The sequence below is a fragment of the Enterobacter sp. MGH 4 genome, from assembly GCF_000534735.1.
Taxonomy (GTDB): domain Bacteria; phylum Pseudomonadota; class Gammaproteobacteria; order Enterobacterales; family Enterobacteriaceae; genus Enterobacter; species Enterobacter intestinihominis.
Genome location: NZ_KI973295.1, coordinates 242,362 through 257,747 on the forward strand (window position 1 = coordinate 242,362; position 15,386 = coordinate 257,747).

General features: G+C 53.8%; 18 protein-coding genes. 7 read left to right on the forward strand and 11 right to left on the reverse strand.

Going from position 1 to position 15,386, the window contains the following annotated elements:
* Positions 1 to 115: 115 nt before the first annotated feature.
* The 4 genes from dacB (at position 116) to L350_RS24010 (ending at position 4,687) form a co-directional block, all read left to right on the forward strand.
* Entirely contained in the window at positions 116 to 1,549 is a 1,434-nt protein-coding gene (gene dacB / locus L350_RS04945; RefSeq protein ID WP_032626414.1) for a serine-type D-Ala-D-Ala carboxypeptidase, read from the forward strand.
* Positions 1,550 to 1,551: 2 nt separating this feature from the next.
* Positions 1,552 to 2,214, forward strand: a complete 663-nt coding sequence (gene pmrA / locus L350_RS04940) for a two-component system response regulator PmrA (protein ID WP_003861819.1) — start codon at positions 1,552 to 1,554, stop codon at positions 2,212 to 2,214.
* A complete protein-coding gene (pmrB, locus tag L350_RS04935) occupies positions 2,211 to 3,254 on the forward strand; it encodes a two-component system sensor histidine kinase PmrB (RefSeq protein WP_032626417.1) in 1,044 nt (347 codons plus the stop codon). The genes pmrA and pmrB overlap by 4 nt, the downstream gene beginning before the upstream one ends.
* A gap of 63 nt (positions 3,255 to 3,317) precedes the next feature.
* Positions 3,318 to 4,687, forward strand: a protein-coding gene (locus tag L350_RS24010) for an IS3-like element ISKpn8 family transposase (protein ID WP_085949440.1) whose coding sequence is annotated in 2 segments (ribosomal slippage) — positions 3,318 to 3,798 and positions 3,798 to 4,687 — 1,371 coding nt in all. Because the reading frame shifts where the segments join, the coding sequence is not laid out codon by codon here.
* Between the two features lie 47 nt (positions 4,688 to 4,734).
* On the opposite strand, the gene cgtA is transcribed toward L350_RS24010, so the two are convergent.
* From cgtA to rplU, 4 genes are all read right to left on the reverse strand, one after another.
* Positions 4,735 to 5,910, reverse strand: coding sequence for an Obg family GTPase CgtA (gene cgtA / locus L350_RS04920; protein ID WP_003861823.1), 1,176 nt, complete (start codon positions 5,908 to 5,910; stop codon positions 4,735 to 4,737).
* A gap of 15 nt (positions 5,911 to 5,925) precedes the next feature.
* The gene (locus L350_RS04915) at positions 5,926 to 6,891 is read right to left on the reverse strand and encodes a DMT family transporter (protein ID WP_032626419.1); all 966 of its coding nucleotides are present in this window, start codon (positions 6,889 to 6,891) and stop codon (positions 5,926 to 5,928) included.
* Between the two features lie 95 nt (positions 6,892 to 6,986).
* A complete protein-coding gene (rpmA, locus tag L350_RS04910; RefSeq protein ID WP_003861831.1) occupies positions 6,987 to 7,244 on the reverse strand; it encodes a 50S ribosomal protein L27 in 258 nt (85 codons plus the stop codon).
* Positions 7,245 to 7,263: 19 nt separating this feature from the next.
* Positions 7,264 to 7,575 (reverse strand): 50S ribosomal protein L21, encoded by a 312-nt coding sequence (gene rplU / locus L350_RS04905; RefSeq protein ID WP_003025032.1) that lies wholly within the window; start codon positions 7,573 to 7,575, stop codon positions 7,264 to 7,266.
* Positions 7,576 to 7,832: 257 nt separating this feature from the next.
* Between rplU and ispB the strand changes: the two genes are divergently transcribed.
* Complete coding sequence (ispB, locus tag L350_RS04900; RefSeq protein ID WP_006812126.1) at positions 7,833 to 8,804, forward strand: octaprenyl diphosphate synthase; 972 nt, start codon at positions 7,833 to 7,835, stop codon at positions 8,802 to 8,804.
* A gap of 229 nt (positions 8,805 to 9,033) precedes the next feature.
* A complete protein-coding gene (gene sfsB / locus L350_RS04895; protein ID WP_032626471.1) occupies positions 9,034 to 9,321 on the forward strand; it encodes a DNA-binding transcriptional regulator SfsB in 288 nt (95 codons plus the stop codon).
* Positions 9,322 to 9,384: 63 nt separating this feature from the next.
* Here sfsB and murA read toward each other — a convergent pair whose 3' ends face one another.
* The 7 genes from murA to mlaF all read right to left on the reverse strand — a co-directional run bounded on the left by murA (position 9,385) and on the right by mlaF (position 14,178).
* Positions 9,385 to 10,644 (reverse strand): UDP-N-acetylglucosamine 1-carboxyvinyltransferase, encoded by a 1,260-nt coding sequence (murA, locus tag L350_RS04890; protein ID WP_006812128.1) that lies wholly within the window; start codon positions 10,642 to 10,644, stop codon positions 9,385 to 9,387.
* Between the two features lie 50 nt (positions 10,645 to 10,694).
* Positions 10,695 to 10,949 carry a BolA family iron metabolism protein IbaG gene (gene ibaG / locus L350_RS04885; RefSeq protein WP_003861840.1) on the reverse strand — a complete coding sequence of 85 codons (255 nt, stop codon included), beginning with the start codon at positions 10,947 to 10,949 and terminating at the stop codon, positions 10,695 to 10,697.
* A gap of 126 nt (positions 10,950 to 11,075) precedes the next feature.
* Entirely contained in the window at positions 11,076 to 11,369 is a 294-nt protein-coding gene (mlaB, locus tag L350_RS04880) for a lipid asymmetry maintenance protein MlaB (protein ID WP_022649525.1), read from the reverse strand.
* Positions 11,369 to 12,004: a phospholipid-binding protein MlaC gene (mlaC, locus tag L350_RS04875; protein WP_032626421.1), complete on the reverse strand. Its 636-nt coding sequence runs from the start codon at positions 12,002 to 12,004 to the stop codon at positions 11,369 to 11,371. Before mlaC ends, mlaB begins: the two co-directional genes overlap by 1 nt.
* A gap of 18 nt (positions 12,005 to 12,022) precedes the next feature.
* On the reverse strand, positions 12,023 to 12,571 hold the full coding sequence (mlaD, locus tag L350_RS04870; RefSeq protein ID WP_022649526.1) for an outer membrane lipid asymmetry maintenance protein MlaD: 549 nt from the start codon (positions 12,569 to 12,571) through the stop codon (positions 12,023 to 12,025).
* A gap of 4 nt (positions 12,572 to 12,575) precedes the next feature.
* Positions 12,576 to 13,358: a lipid asymmetry maintenance ABC transporter permease subunit MlaE gene (gene mlaE, locus L350_RS04865; protein ID WP_003861848.1), complete on the reverse strand. Its 783-nt coding sequence runs from the start codon at positions 13,356 to 13,358 to the stop codon at positions 12,576 to 12,578.
* Positions 13,359 to 13,365: 7 nt separating this feature from the next.
* Positions 13,366 to 14,178 (reverse strand): phospholipid ABC transporter ATP-binding protein MlaF, encoded by an 813-nt coding sequence (gene mlaF, locus L350_RS04860; protein ID WP_022649527.1) that lies wholly within the window; start codon positions 14,176 to 14,178, stop codon positions 13,366 to 13,368.
* Positions 14,179 to 14,405: 227 nt separating this feature from the next.
* Between mlaF and L350_RS04855 the strand changes: the two genes are divergently transcribed.
* Positions 14,406 to 15,383, forward strand: a complete 978-nt coding sequence (locus L350_RS04855) for a calcium/sodium antiporter (RefSeq protein ID WP_003861852.1) — start codon at positions 14,406 to 14,408, stop codon at positions 15,381 to 15,383.
* Positions 15,384 to 15,386: the final 3 nt, after the last annotated feature.

Genomic DNA, 15,386 nt, shown 5'->3' on the forward strand with positions numbered 1-15,386 from the left:
CAATTTTTCAATTTGATACGCATTTTACCGCGAAGTTCACTATGGGTCATCGTTTACTTTACAGTGCCATGCACCGTAGTATGACGGTTTGTTTTCGGGTTGTTAGCGCGAGATTATGCGATTTTCCAGTTTTATCATCGGATTGACTACCAGTATAACGTTCACCGTTCAGGCCGCGAATGTTGATGAGTACATTAATCAACTGCCCGCCGGCGCGAACCTTGCCCTGATGGTGCAGAAGGTTGGCGCGCAGGCTCCCGAGATTGACTATCACAGTCAACAGATGGCGCTGCCTGCCAGTACCCAGAAGGTGATCACTGCCCTCGCCGCCCTGCTCCAGCTCGGGCCTGACTTCCGTTTTACTACCACCCTTGAAACCAGAGGTAACGTTGAGGGTGGCGAACTGAAAGGCGATCTTATCGCCCGTTTTGGTGGCGATCCCACCTTTAAGCGCCAGGATGTCCGCAACATGGTGGCGGTACTGAAAAAATCCGGCGTAACAAAAATTGATGGCAACGTGCTGATCGACACCTCCATTTTCGCCAGCCACGATAAAGCGCCTGGCTGGCCATGGAACGACATGACGCAGTGCTTTAGCGCCCCGCCAGCCGCCGCCATCGTTGACCGTAACTGCTTCTCCGTATCGCTTTACAGCGCGCCAAAACCCAATGACTTAGCGTTTATCCGCGTGGCGTCTTACTACCCGGTCACGATGTTCAGCCAGGTGCGGACGCTGGCGAAAGGCTCCCCGGAGGCACAGTATTGTGAGCTCGACGTGGTACCGGGCGATCTCAATCGCTATACGCTCACCGGCTGCCTGACCCAGCGGGCCGATCCCCTTCCGCTGGCCTTTGCCATTCAGGATGGCGCAGGCTATGCCGGTGCCATTTTTAAAGATGAACTGAAGCAGGCGGGCATAACCTACACCGGAACGCTGCTGCGCCAGACGCAGGTGAATGATCCAGGCACGGTGATTGCCAGCAAACAGTCCGCGCCACTGCATGATTTGCTTAAGATTATGCTGAAAAAGTCGGATAACATGATTGCCGACACGGTGTTCCGTATGATCGGGCACGCGCGCTTTGGTGTGCCAGGAACCTGGCGGGCCGGTTCTGATGCCGTACGTCAGATCCTGCGCCAGCAGGCGGGTATCGATCTGGGCAATACGATCGCTGTCGACGGTTCCGGTTTATCGCGCCATAACCTGATCTCACCGGCCACCATGATGCAGGTGTTGCAGTACATCGCTCAGCATGACGCTGAGCTAAACTTTATTACAATGCTGCCGCTCGCCGGACACGATGGGTCACTTCAGTACCGTGCGGGCCTTCACGCTGCAGGCGTGGATGGCAAAGTGTCAGCCAAAACGGGTTCCCTGCAAGGCGTTTACAACCTTGCCGGTTTTATCACGACAGCCAGCGGGCAACGCATGGCCTTTGTGCAGTATCTGTCCGGCTATGCCGTCGAACCGGCTGACCAGCGCAATCGTCGTATTCCACTGGTGCGTTTCGAAAGCAGGCTCTATAAGGACATCTACCAGAATAACTAGCGATGAAACTACTGATAGTTGAAGACGATCTGTTATTACAGGAAGGGTTAGCGCTGGCGCTGGGGAATGAGGGCTACGCCCTGGATTGTGCCGCCACGGCGGCTGAAGCAGATGCCTTGATCCAGAGCGGAGAATACAGCCTTGTGATCCTGGATTTGGGACTGCCGGATAAAGACGGCGCGACGCTGCTCTGCCAGTGGCGTCGTCGCGGAGTGGAGAATCCCGTATTGATTCTCACCGCCCGCGATGCCATTGAAGACAGAATTAACGGGCTGGATTCTGGCGCTGACGATTATCTGGTAAAACCCTTCGCCCTTGCCGAGCTACAGGCTCGCGTACGGGCGTTGATCCGCCGCTATCAGGGCCACAGCGACAACCTGCTGACGGACGGGGATATCACCCTCAATCTGCAAACTCAGCAGGTGCTGCGCCAGTCTCAGCCTGTGGAAGTGACCCCAAAAGAGTTCGCTCTGCTGACGCGTCTGATCATGCGCAGCGGGCAGACCGTGCACCGTGAAACGCTGCAACAGGACATCTACTCCTGGCAGGACGATCCAGGATCAAACACGCTTGAAGTTCACATTCATAATCTGCGCCGCAAGCTCGGTAAAGATCGCATCAAAACCGTACGTGGCGTGGGTTACCGTCTGGAGAGCCAGAAATGAACAGTATGCGCCGGCGATTAATGGTGTTGCTGGCGGTTATACTGCTATTTTTTCAACTGGTTAGCGTAGTCTGGCTGTGGCATGAGAGCCGCGAGCAAATCGGTTTTCTGGTGAACGAAACGTTGTCTGCGAAAGCGCGCAACAACCATGTCGAAAAAGAGATCCGCGAAGCCATTGCCTCCCTGCTGGTCCCTTCTCTGGTGATGGTCGGTTTTACCCTGCTCTTCTCATTCTGGGCAGTAACCTGGATCACCCGTCCACTCAACAAACTTCGCGCCAGCCTTGCGAACCGTTCGGCGGATAATCTGACTCCCCTGCCGATGTATTCTGATATGGAAGAGATAGGCGCAGTAACCACGTCCCTCAACCAACTCCTCGCCCGGCTGGACCACACTATTCAACAGGAACGCCTGTTTACCGCCGATGCGGCACACGAGTTACGTACGCCGCTTGCGGGGATCAGGCTCCATCTGGAACTGATGGCTCAGTCCGGCTCCCCGCAGGCCACGCCACTGATAAACCGGATCGATCAGTTGATGCACACGGTGGAACAGCTGCTGATGCTGGCGCGTGCCGGACAGGCGATGGCCAGCGGCCATTACGATACCGTGAACTGGACTGAGACGATCATTGCTCCGCTTAGCCTGGAGCATGAAGCCAAAGAGCATACGGTGATATGGCCGGCCCACAGCGCGCTGACGGTTCAGGGGGACGCCGTCCTGTTACGTCTGATGCTAAGGAACCTTCTGGAGAATGCCGCCCGCTACAGCCCGGCAGGCACAACCATTGAAGTGGCATTAACAGCGACGGAAAGCGGTACCCGGGTGAGCGTTACCGATCAGGGGCCGGGTATTGATGAGGCACACCGCCAGTCGATCACCGAACCTTTCCGACGTCTCGACCAGCGCTACGGCGGCAGCGGCCTTGGGCTGAGCATCGTACAGCGTATCGTACAGCTCCATCATGGCTATTTAACGCTGGAGAACGGCGCTGCGGGCGGCCTCATCGCCAGCTGTTGGTTACCGGCGAAAATAGGATAAAAAAAAAGCCCCGTTATGTACTGCACCCATTTTGTTGGACGATGAAATGGAATAGTCCCTGATATGTCAAAGCCAAAATACCCCTTCGAAAAGCGCCTTGAAGTCGTGAATCACTACTTCACAACTGATGATGGTTACAGGATCATCTCTGCACGTTTTGGTGTGCCTCGAACCCAGGTCAGGACGTGGGTTGCCCTCTATGAAAAACATGGAGAAAAAGGTTTAATTCCCAAACCTAAAGGCGTTAGTGCTGATCCAGAGTTGCGCATTAAGGTCGTGAAAGCCGTGACCGAGCAGCAGATGTCCCTCAATCAGGCTGCTGCTCACTTTATGCTTGCTGGTAGTGGTTCTGTAGCCAAGTGGCTGAAAGTCTATGAGGAGCACGGAGAAGCTGGTTTACGCGCACTCAAGATCGGCACCAAAAGAAACATTACAATGTCAGTTGATCCAGAAAAAGCGGCGTTAGCATTGGAGCTGTCGAAAGACCGACGTATTGAGGATCTTGAAAGACAAGTTCGATTCCTTGAAATGCGGCTTACGTATCTAAAAAAGCTGAAAGCCTTAGCTCATCCCGCGAAAAAGTGAAAGTACTCAACGAGCTAAGGCAGTTTTACCCTCTTGATGAGCTTCTCAAGGCAGCGGAGATACCGCGCAGTACGTTTTATTACCATCTAAAGGCTCTCAGCAAGCCTGATAAGTATGCGGATGTTAAAAAGCGTATTGGTGAGATTTATCACGAGAATAAAGGTCGTTACGGATACCGTAGGGTAACGTTGTCTCTCCATCGAGACGGGGAACGGATTAACCATAAAGCCGTTCAGCGCCTGATGGGAACCCTCTCGCTTAAGGCAGCGATTAAGGTCAAGCGATACAGCTCCTACAGAGGAGAGGTAGGGCAAACCGCCCCCAATGTTCTCCAAAGGGATTTCAAGGCTACACGGCCAAACGAGAAGTGGGTTACCGACGTTACTGAATTTGCAGTCAATGGGCGAAAGCTGTATTTGTCTCCAGTAATAGATCTCTTCAACAACGAAGTTATTTCTTACAGCCTGTCGGAAAGACCTGTGATGAACATGGTCGAGAATATGCTCGATCAGGCATTCAAAAAGCTTAAGCCTCACGAGCATCCTATTCTGCACTCTGACCAGGGATGGCAGTATCGTATGAGAAGGTATCAAAACATCCTTAAAGAACAAGGCATTACACAGAGCATGTCCAGAAAAGGCAATTGTCTGGATAATGCAGTCGTGGAATGTTTCTTTGGAACCTTAAAGTCGGAGTGTTTTTATCTTGACGAGTTCAGTAATATAAGCGAACTGAAGGATGCTGTTACGGAATATATTGACTACTACAACAGCAGAAGAATTAGCCTGAAATTAAAAGGTCTGAGTCCAATTGAATATCGAACCCAGACCTATGTGCCTCGTGTTTAACTGTCCAACTTTTTGGGGTCAGTACATTAAGGGGCTTTATACTGAGGTTAGTGCTTGTAGATGAACTCGACGCCTTCTTCGTCGTCTTCATCCCAGTCATCGTCCCAGTCTTCATCATCTTCTTCCGCTTCCAGCTCTTCGAGCTGCTGGCGGTGGTAGTCATCCCACATGAATTCAACTTTTTCAGGCTGTTTTGCCTCTTCTGCCTGAACAACCGGATTCTCGATGATAAAGGTCATCACATCCCAGCAGAGATCTTTCACGCCAACCTGGCTGGCGGCAGAGATCAGGTAGTACTTATCTTCCCAACCCATCGCTTCGGCAATCGCTTTAGCTTTCGCTTCAGCTTCCGCTTTATCCATCAGGTCGATCTTGTTAAATACCAGCCAGCGCGGTTTTTGCGCCAGTTTTTCACTGTATTTCTCCAGCTCACCGATAATGATACGGGCGTTTTCAACCGGATCGGAACCGTCGATTGGATCGATGTCGATGAGGTGCAACAGTACGCGACAACGCTCAAGGTGCTTCAGGAAGCGAATCCCCAGACCGGCGCCTTCTGCTGCCCCTTCAATCAGACCCGGGATGTCAGCGACCACGAAGCTCTTCTCGTTATCCATACGGACAACGCCCAGGCTCGGTACCAGTGTCGTAAACGGATAATCTGCCACTTTTGGTTTCGCCGCAGAGACCGCACGGATAAACGTCGATTTACCGGCGTTTGGCATACCCAGCATCCCCACATCCGCCAGCAGCATCAGTTCCAGTTGCAGGTCGCGCTTATCACCCGGGGTACCCATGGTTTTCTGACGCGGGGTACGGTTAACGGAAGATTTGAAACGGCTGTTACCCAGACCGTGCCAGCCGCCTTTCGCCACCATCAGGCGCTGACCGTGTTTGGTCATATCACCCATGGTTTCGCCCGTGCCCTGATCGATGACACGCGTACCTACCGGCACTTTGATCGTCACGTCTTTACCGCGTTTACCGGTACAGTCGCGGCTCTGGCCATTCTGCCCACGTTCGGCGCGGAAAGATTTTTCGAAACGGTAGTCGATCAGCGTGTTGAGGTTTTCATCCGCCTCCAGCCACACGTCGCCACCGTCCCCACCGTCACCGCCGTCAGGACCGCCACGAGGAATATATTTTTCACGGCGGAAGCTTACACAACCGTTACCGCCATCACCTGCCACGACCAGAATCGTCGCTTCATCAACAAACTTCATTTTACTCTCCGTAACTCATTCGCCTGAGCGGGGGACTATTACAACCGCTTCATTTTTGCGCCAACGCCCCCAGAGACGATGACCAATGGCGGAATACATCGCGCCCGCAACCACGACAAACGCACCGAGATAACCCAACAGGTTGAGCATCGGCTTGACGAAGACATCGGGCCAGGCCATTGATAACAAATCTGAAAATAACAGCGTAAACAGCGGGGTAAGCGTGATTAAGGCGCTAACCTGTGCTGCCTGCCAGCGCGCCATAGCTTCAGCCAGCGCGCCATAACCGACCAGCGTGTTCAGCCCACAAAAAATGAGGCACGCCAGTTGCCAGTCGCTGAGCAGGGTAATCACCCCCGGCTTAGCTAACGGCAATAATGCCAGTGTACACAAAGTGTACAGCAAAAAGAGGATCTGCTGTGAGGCAAGACGACGCAATAACACCTTTTGCGCGACGCCATAACTCACCCAGACCGTTGCTGCACCCACCCCAAAAATGACACCCCAGGTGTAATCCGTCAGGCGGGTAAAAATCTCGATCAGACTGGTGTTAAAGAACATCACCAGACCGCAAAGCAGCATGCTTGCCCCGATGATCTGCGTACCGCGCATCTTCTCCTTGAGGATGAATACGCTGGCGACCATCATGCCGACCGGTGATAGCTGACCAATCACCTGCGACGCTGTAGGGCTAAGATATTGCAGGGAAGAGCTGAACAGAATGAAGTTACCGAACAGACCGCCCGTCGCGATAGCCAGTAACACCAGCCAGCGCGGTTTTCGGAAGATGCGCAGCGGTGGCAGCTTACCTTTGACGGCCAGAATGGCGCCCAGGCCTATACTTGCCATCAGGAAGCGATAAAACACCACCGTGGGCGGTTCCATCACTTCCAGTACCTGCTTCATTGCAATTGGCAGTGCACCCCAGCACATCGCGGTAGTGAGCGCCAAAAGAATACCAATGCCGGCCTGCTGCTTCATGCCTGTTTTCCCTACAGAAAATTTTCCGGGTTTCCAATGTAAAAAGCCCCGCAACACGTTGCGGGGCTTTAATCCGTTACCGGACCGAGAAAACCTTACTCAGCAACGATGCTGATGTATTTACGGTTGTTCGGGCCTTTAACTTCAAATTTCACTTTACCGTCTGCTTTAGCAAACAGAGTGTGGTCACGACCGCAACCTACGTTGGTACCCGCGTGGAACTTGGTGCCACGCTGACGAACGATGATGCTACCCGCCAGAACGGATTCGCCACCGAAACGCTTAACGCCCAGGCGTTTAGCTTCTGAATCGCGACCGTTACGTGTGGAGCCGCCAGCCTTTTTATGTGCCATTTAAATCTCTCCTCAGGTCTTAGGCGCTGATGCCAGTAATTTTCACATCAGTGAACCACTGACGGTGGCCCTGCTGCTTACGATAGTGTTTACGACGACGAAACTTAACGATTTTAACTTTCTCGCCACGACCGTGAGCAACAACTTCAGCTTTGATAACGCCGCCATCAACGAAAGGAACGCCGATTTTGACTTCTTCACCGTTTGCGATCATCAGAACTTCAGCGAACTCAACAGATTCGCCAGTTGCGATGTCCAGCTTTTCCAGGCGAACGGTCTGACCTTCGCTTACTCGGTGTTGTTTACCACCACTTTGGAAAACCGCGTACATATAAACTCCGCTTCCGCGCACATCCTCGTATGATTCAGAGTGCGCTATAAATATTCACAATAGGGCGCGAATATTACGCAAAACGCGAGCCTTTGACAAGTGCTACCATCAATACATGAAGAAAAAAAACACAACACGTACGGTAACGTTTATCTGAGCCATTTTTTCAGTACAATCAGCAATACTATTTATAAACCGAAACCCTTTGTGTACCCATCTCGTGTGGGATAAACAGGATAAAAAGCCCGGCTTTTGCGATGAATTTAGAAAAAATCAATGAGTTAACCGCGCAAGATATGGCGGGTGTGAATGCAGCAATCCTGGAGCAACTCAACTCTGACGTTCAGCTGATCAATCAGTTGGGCTATTACATCGTCAGCGGCGGCGGTAAACGTATTCGTCCGATGATTGCCATTCTGGCCGCACGCGCGGTTGGCTATCAGGGAAATGCCCACGTCACGATCGCGGCGCTGATCGAATTTATCCACACCGCCACCCTGCTTCATGACGATGTTGTGGATGAATCAGACATGCGTCGTGGCAAAGCCACCGCCAATGCCGCGTTTGGTAATGCGGCAAGCGTTCTGGTAGGGGATTTTATCTATACCCGAGCCTTCCAGATGATGACCAGCCTTGGCTCGCTGAAGGTGCTGGAAGTGATGTCAGAAGCCGTAAACGTTATCGCTGAAGGCGAAGTCCTACAGTTGATGAACGTCAACGACCCGGATATCACCGAAGAAAACTATATGCGGGTGATTTACAGCAAGACCGCACGTCTGTTTGAAGCCGCCGCGCAGTGCTCCGGCATTCTGGCAGGCTGTAGCGAAGCTCAGGAAAAAGGGCTTCAGGACTACGGCCGTTACCTCGGCACCGCGTTCCAGCTGATTGATGATTTGCTGGACTACAGCGCGGATGGCGAAACGCTCGGTAAAAACGTTGGCGATGACCTGAACGAAGGCAAGCCAACGCTGCCGCTGCTCCACGCGATGCGCAATGGCACACCAGAGCAGGCGAAAATGATCCGGGAGGCTATCGAGCAGGGAAATGGTCGCCATCTTCTGGAACCGGTACTGGAAACAATGGCCATCTGTGGTTCCCTTGAATGGACGCGTCAGCGTGCTGAAGAAGAAGCAGACAAAGCCATCGCCGCAATTCAGGTCATTCCCGACAGCCCATGGCGTGATGCGCTAATCGGCCTCGCGCACATCGCCGTCCAGCGCGACCGTTAATCCCCTCCTCATCTCCCTGCGATCTCGTAGGGAGGTTCCAGTACGCACCAATAAATTACATTTACGCGTAAGCTCATCAGGTTACAGGCCGTATGTATAAAGCCGTGCCTTATTCTGAATATTGCTTCTCGTAACATGAACTTTTTAGAACAGATGTTCGAAGTGAGTATAGTAATGCTGTCTTTTCACACGAAACGACGTGGACGATAACGAACACAAGGACAGCATTATGGATACAAAATTCATCGACTGGCATTCTGCTGACATTATTGCGGCACTGCGTAAAAAAGGGACATCGCTGGCTGCCGAATCACGTCGTCATGGGCTGAGCTCGTCGACGCTGGCAAACGCCCTGACCCGCCCATGGCCGAAGGGGGAACTGATTATTGCGACGGCGCTGGATACGCATCCGTGGGTGATATGGCCGTCACGCTATCACGATCCCATTACCCATGAATTTATCGACAGAACGCGCATGATGCGCCAGAGCAAAGCGGAGAAAGCACATCAGGACTGATGCACCCGGATTTACAGGAACAGCAATCCCCCGGCCTGTTCTGGCAGGGGGGTGCCGGAACGATTACTCGCCCTTCACACGCTCGATATTCGCACCCAGCGCGCGCAGTTTGTCTTCAATACGCTCGTAACCACGATCGATGTGGTAGATACGATCGACAACGGTAGTCCCTTCTGCAATACAACCTGCCAGTACGAGGCTCGCAGACGCGCGCAGATCGGTCGCCATCACCTGCGCACCGGACAGTTTTTCAACGCCGTGGCAAATGACCGTGTTGCTTTCAATCTCAGCATGCGCACCCATACGGATCAGTTCCGGTACGTGCATGAAACGGTTTTCGAAGATAGTTTCCGTGATGAAGCCTGTGCCTTCGGCCACCAGGTTCAACAGGGTGAACTGTGCCTGCATATCCGTCGGGAATGCCGGATGTGGCGCAGTGCGCACGTTAACGGCTTTAGGACGCTGCCCGTGCATATCGAGGCTGATCCAGTCTTCACCAATTTCAATGTCCGCACCCGCATCGCGCAGTTTCGCCAGCACCGCATCCAGGGTATCCGGTTGTGCGTTACGACAAACAATCTTACCGCCAGAAATGGCAGCCGCTACCAGGAAAGTACCGGTTTCGATACGGTCTGGCAGTACGCGGTACACACCACCACCCAGACGTTCAACGCCTTCGATGGTGATACGGTCTGTGCCCTGCCCGCTGATCTTCGCCCCCAGCGCGACCAGGAAGTTCGCGGTATCCACGATTTCCGGCTCTCGGGCGGCGTTTTCGATGATGGTAGTGCCTTCTGCCAGCGTAGCAGCCGACATGATGGTTACCGTTGCGCCCACGCTCACTTTGTCCATGACAATGTGCGCGCCTTTCAGGCGACCATTGACGGACGCTTTAACGTACCCCTCTTCCAGCTTGATCTCCGCGCCCAGCTTTTCCAGACCGAAGATATGCAGGTCGACTGGACGGGCGCCGATAGCGCATCCGCCCGGCAGTGAAACCTGTCCCTGACCGAAACGCGCAACCAGCGGGCCAAGCGCCCAGATGGAAGCACGCATGGTTTTCACCAGCTCATACGGCGCTGAGAAGTTGTTCACGTTGCTGGCATCGATCCAGACGGAACCGTTACGCTCCACTTTGGTGCCCAACTGGCCGAGCAACTTCATGGTCGTGTCGATATCTTTCAGCTTCGGTACGTTCTGGATCTCTACCGGCTCTTCTGCGAGCAGCGCAGCGAAAAGAATGGGCAGCGCGGCGTTTTTAGCGCCAGAAATTGTGACTTCGCCCTGGAGACGCGTGGGTCCCTGTACACGAAATTTATCCATCGTTTGCTCTCTTATAAATTCAACCGTGCTGCGGGCGCTTCGCCCTCAGCTCAAAAACCGTTTAGTTTGCGATCGCGTGCCCACTCCTGTGGGGTGAACGCTTTAATCGACAGGGCGTGGATGCGGTTATCCGCAATGTATTCCATCAGCGGCGCGTACACAGCCTGCTGTTTCTTCACGCGACTCATTCCGTCGAACATCTCACCCACAGCAATAACCTGGAAGTGACTGCCATCGCCAGAGACGTGGGCTTCCTGAAGGGAGAGTGCATTCATCAGCACTGTCTGGATTTCATTATTTTCCATGGGGTCTACATCATCTGATAGTGAAAACAAGCTCAACATCTTAGAGCAAAGTGGCGCGGTCTTAAACAAGCAAAAAGCCCCGACGCGTAAACTGTCGGGGCTTTCGGAAGTAACGTACTGAAAAAGTTAGCGAGGTAATACGTCTTCAGGCAAATTGTAAAGCTGTGCAAGGGTTACGACATTATCGCTTACCCCCGTCAGGGTGACGCTACTCCCCTGCTTTTTGCCCGTGGCCACCAGGTGCGCCAGCAGGGCGATACCGGCGGTATCTACCCGCGTGACGCCATGGAGATCAATCAACGTCACGCCCTGCATCGCGTTATGGCGAGCGTCCCACAGCGGGTTAAGCAGATCCTGATCCAGCTCTCCCGTCAGCGTCAACGTCTCGCCGTCACGCGCCCAGCTAAGCTGCTGTGACATTACCTCTTCTCGTCCAGGGTAATTTTCTGACGAGAGATGGACTGAAGCTGAGCCGTCAGGCCATCGATGCCTTTGGTGCGCAGCAGATCGCTCCACTCGTTCTGTTTAGTGGTGATCATGCTGACGCCTTCAGCGATCATGTCGTACGCCTGCCAGTTTCCGGTCTGGCTGTTTTTACGCCACTGGAAGTCCAGGCGTACCGGTGGACGACCGTTTGGATCGATAATCGTCACGCGGATAGGAATGATGGTGGCATCGCCCAGCGGCTGTTCAGGGGCAATCTGATAGGTCTGCCCGTGGTACATCGCCAGCGCCTGGCCGTAAGCCTGTTTCAGGTATTCACGGAACGCCGCAAAGTAAGCCTCGCGCTGCGCCGGGGTCGCGTCTTTGTAGTAACGGCCCAGCACCAGTGCGCCCGCGTACTTGATCTGCACATACGGCAGCAGCTCCTGATCCACCACATCACGCAGATAATCAGGGTTAGAACGGATTTTGGGCTGTTCGTTTTTAAGACGGTCGAAGGTTTTCTTCGCGGCCTCATCCATCAGTTTGTACGGGTTACTCTGATCCGCAGCGTGCGCCGCGGTTAGAGGGGCAATGACCAGCATGGCAACCATTAACAGTCGTTTAAACATGAATGACTTCTCCTGAAATTAATTCGTCGCGCCTGGCGTCGGTTCGACGTTGGTGTGGTCTTCACTCTGCGCAGGGGCATCGTCAGACTTTTTATCATCCCCTTTACTGTTGTAAAGGAACTGACCAATCATATCTTCCAGCACCATCGCTGACTTGGTATCCTGGATTACGCTACCGTCTTTAAGGATAGACGTTCCCAGCTCAGGATCTTCAAAACCAACGTTAAGGGCCAGATATTGCTCCCCCAGCAGGCCAGAGGTGCGGATAGAGAGCGAGCTGGTGTCCGGAATGTGGTTATAGCGTTCTTCGATATCCATTGCGACGCGCGGCAGATAGGTTTTCTCATCAAGCGTAATGTCAGCGACACGTCCAATAACGACGCCACCAATACGGACCGGTGAGCGCGCCTTCAGGCCGCCGATATTATCGAAAGTCGCGTAGACGCGATACGTCGGCTCGGTGCGAACAGAGGTGATGTCCGCCGCGCGCAGGCAGATAAACAGCGCGGCCAGCAGCGCCAGAAGCAAAAACACGCCAACCCAAATTTCATTTTTTCTCGTTTGCATGAACTCAATTCCCAAACATCAGTGCGGTGAGCACAAAATCCAGACCTAAAACGGCCAGCGACGAATGTACGACAGTACGCGTCGTTGCACGGCTAATGCCCGCCGACGTCGGAATGGCATCGTAACCATTAAACAACGCAATCCAGGTAACCGTCACAGCGAAAACCACGCTCTTGATCAGACAGTTCACCAGATCCATCCGCAGATCGATGGCGTCCTGCATGGCAGACCAGAAGAACCCGGCATCAATGCCTTTCCAGTTGACGCCAACCAGCGCGCCTCCCCAGATACCTACCGCCACAAAGAGGATAGTCAGTAACGGTAAGGAGATAACCCCGGCCCAGAAGCGCGGCGAGATCACCCGGCGCAGCGGATCGACCGCCATCATCTCCATACTGGAGAGCTGCTCTGTGGCGCGCATCAGGCCAATTTCAGCCGTCAGCGCTGATCCGGCACGCCCGGCGAACAGCAGCGCTGCTACAACCGGCCCGAGTTCACGCAGCAGCGAGAGCGCCACCAGCATGCCAAGGCTGGTTTCCGCGCTGTAGGTTGTCAGCACCAGATACCCCTGCAACCCCAGCACCATGCCAATAAAAAGACCCGACACGATGATGATAAGCATCGACAGCACGCCGACGTTATAAAGCTGCCGCACCAGTAACGGCGCATGCTTGCGGAACTCCGGTTTGCCAACCAGCGCGTTGAACAACATTAATCCGGCACGCCCGAACGTACTGATGGTTTTTAGGCCACGGTGTCCAAGACCCGCCAACGCATTTAACAGCATGAGTGGATTAACTCCCTATTCCCAGTAAATCGTCATGATAGTCGCCCGCCGGATAGCGGAAAGGCACCGGCCCATCTGCGATACCGTCCAGGAACTGCCGCACGCGCGGATCGCCATTCTCCTGCAACGCCTGAGCGCTGCCGTGGGCGACGATCTTTTTGTCAGCCACAATATAGGCATAATCAGCAATGCTCAGCACTTCCGGCACGTCGTGGGAAACCACCACGCAGGTGACGCCAAGGGCGCTGTTCAGCTCCGAGATTAACTTCACCAGCACGCCCATGGTGATAGGGTCCTGCCCGACGAACGGTTCATCGAACATGATTAAATCGGGTTCCAGGGCAATAGCACGCGCCAGCGCGGCGCGGCGCGCCATCCCACCCGAGAGTTCGGACGGCATAAGTTTCGCAGCCCCCCGCAACCCCACGGCTTCGAGCTTCATCATCACCGTGCTGTGCAACAGCGCAGGAGGAAGATGGGTATGCTCACGCAGCGGATAGGCCACGTTGTCAAATACGTTCATATCGGTGAACAGCGCACCCGACTGAAAGAGCATGCTCATCCGTTTGCGAACCGTGTAGAGGCGCGAGCGAGACATCTCCGGGACGTTTTCACCGTCGAAGAGAATTTCGCCGCTATCAGGGGGGATTTGCCCGCCGATAAGACGCAGCAACGTCGTTTTACCGATCCCTGACGGCCCCATGATGGCGGTGATTTTACCGCGCGGCACGGTCAGCGAAATATCATCAAATATCACCCGGTTGCCGCGAGAAAAACTGACGCCCCGGACATCGACTATATTCGCCATCGTTTGGCTCATTTATGGTTCCTTACTTACCTTGCTTCACTGCTGGCATGAAGCGTAAATCAGCCCTAAACCCCGCATTTTTACAGAATATTCACTATTGGGGTTAGCGAAAGCTGGCATTTGTTTTACTTTTCCGGCGCATAAAGTCAAAATTAGGAATTCGTCACGTCTCAGACTTCATCTGGCGCTAAAATTCGTGCGCAGTGGACCAGCGAGTATACCTGAAGAAAGGACTTTTGATGCTTTTAGCAACAGCACTGTTAATAATTGGTTTACTGTTGGTGGTCTACAGTGCTGACCGTTTGGTCTTTGCCGCATCCATTCTCTGTCGACTCATTGGCATGCCGCCCATCATTATTGGGATGACGGTGGTCAGTGTAGGCACATCGCTTCCTGAAATCATCGTTTCTGTTTCAGCCTCGTTGCATGGCCAGGTCGACCTCGCTATTGGCACTGCGATTGGCTCTAACATCGTCAATATCTTGCTGATTTTAGGCTTAGCCGCATTACTGCATCCATTTCGCGTACATTCCGATGTTTTGCGTCGTGAATTGCCGCTAATGTTAGTCGTCAGTCTGCTGGCAGGCTATGTGCTTTATGACGGGGTGCTGAGCGTCGGTGACGGTATATTCCTGCTCGCCCTGGCCGTGATCTGGTTGCTTTACAGCGTGAAGATCGCACGTCTGGCGGAAAAACAGGGTAACGATAGCCTCACGCGTGAGCATCTCGCCGAGCTGCCACGGGAAGGGACCTTACCCGTCGCCCTGCTGTGGCTGGGCGTCGCGCTGATCATAATGCCAATGGCCACGCGGATGGTGGTCGATAACGCGACGGTGCTGGCGAACGCGTTTGCGATGAGCGAACTGACAATCGGTCTGACGGTCATCGCCATCGGCACCAGCCTGCCAGAGCTGGCTACCGCCATCGCCGGGGCACGTAAAGGGGAAGATGATATCGCCATCGGCAATATCATTGGCTCGAATATTTTCAATATCGCGATCGTGACGGGGCTGCCGGCATTAATCTCACCGGGGCCGTTTAACCCTATGGTCTTCACGCGCGATTACGGTGTGATGCTGCTGGTCAGCGTAATTTTCGCCCTGCTCTGCTGGCGGCGAAAAGAGCAGATCGGCAAAGGCGCGGGCGCGCTGCTGACGGGTGGATTTATCGTATGGCTGGCGATGCTGTACTGGCTCTCGCCACTTCTCTCTGGGTAAACG